At 70.3% G+C, this 1,425-nt stretch carries 2 protein-coding genes; both read left to right on the forward strand.

The annotated features are described in order from the left end of the window. A partial coding sequence (locus tag E1289_RS37560) for an acyl-CoA desaturase (protein ID WP_131988943.1) occupies positions 1-873 on the forward strand: 873 nt, incomplete at its 5' end. 20 nt (positions 874-893) lie between these two features. Next, on the forward strand, positions 894-1,425 hold a 532-nt coding region (locus E1289_RS37565), incomplete at its 3' end, for an Fpg/Nei family DNA glycosylase (RefSeq protein ID WP_207929422.1).

Below are 1,425 nucleotides of genomic sequence, written 5' to 3' on the forward strand. Positions count from 1 at the left end.
GTGTGGGGGGCGGTGGCGTGGGCCGGGCCGAGTTGGTGGGTGGTGCTTCTGGGGGTTCCGCTGGCGGTGCTGGCGGCGCGTACGGGGTTCCTGGGGCATGATGCCGGGCATCGTCAGATCGCGGGGAGCGCTCGCGGTAACCGGTGGCTGGGGTTGCTGCTGGGGAACCTGTTGCTGGGGATGGGGCATGGGTGGTGGAGCGACAAGCACAACCGGCATCACGCCAATCCCAATCATGTGGGGAAGGACCCTGATGTGGGGGAGGGGGTCCTGGCGTGGACGCAGGAGCAGGCGCGGCGGCAGCGCGGTCCGCTGCGGTGGGTGGCGCGGCATCAGGCGCTGCTGTTCTTCCCGCTGCTGACGCTGGAGGGGCTGAATCTGAAGGTGGGGAGCCTGCTGTTCCTGCGGGGGCGGCCGCGTCGTGACCAGGTCGTGGAGGGCGGGCTGCTGGTGGCGCATGCGGTGGGGTATCTGGCGCTGGTGTTCACGCTGCTGCCGGTGCCGCAGGCGCTGGTGCTGATGGCGGTGCAGCATGCGCTGTTCGGGGTGCATCTGGGTGCGGTGTTCGCGCCGAACCACAAGGGGATGGCGATGCCGGGGCCGGGTGTGCGGTGGGATCATCTGCGGCGGCAAGTGCTGACGTCGCGCAACGTGCGGGGCGGGCTGTTCACGGACTGGTTCATGGGCGGGTTGAACTACCAGATCGAGCATCATCTGTTCCCGAGCGTGCCGCGCTGCAATCTGCGGGAGCTGCGTCCGCTGGTGCGGGAGCATTGCGCGGCGGTCGGGGTCGCGTACGCGGAGACGGGGTTCGTGGCGTCGTACCGGCAGGCGCTGGGGCATATGCGTGAGGTGGGGGAGCCGCTGCGGTAAGGGGGGCTATGCTCCCGGGCATGCCGGAGGGACATACCGTTCATCGTCTGGCCGCCGAGCATCAGCGGATGTTCGGCGGCCGTTGTGTTTCCGCGTCGAGTCCGCAGGGTCGTTTCGCCGAGGGGGCGGCGCGGCTGGACGGGCGGGTGCTGGTGGAGGCGGACGCGCACGGGAAGCATCTGCTGGTGCGGTTCGACGATGAGCGGACGCTGCATGTCCATCTGGGGATCTATGGCCGGTACGTGTTCGGGGCGGTGCCGGTGCCGGAGCCGGTGGGGGCGGTGCGGCTGCGGCTGGTGGGTGCTGGGGGTTTCGCGGATCTGCGGGGGCCGAACGCCTGTGAGCTGCTGGATCCGGGTGATGTGAAGGTGCTGCGTGATCGGCTGGGGCCTGATCCGCTGCGTGCGGACGGTGATCCGGAGGTGGCGTGGCGGCGGGTGGGCCGGTCGCGGACGCCGGTCGCGGTGCTGTTGATGGATCAGTCGGTGGTGGCGGGGCCGGGGAACATCTACCGGGCGGAGGTGCTGTTCCGGCGGGGGATCGATCCGCGGC

Source organism: Actinomadura sp. 6K520 (assembly GCF_004349245.1).
Lineage (GTDB): Bacteria > Actinomycetota > Actinomycetes > Streptosporangiales > Streptosporangiaceae > Spirillospora.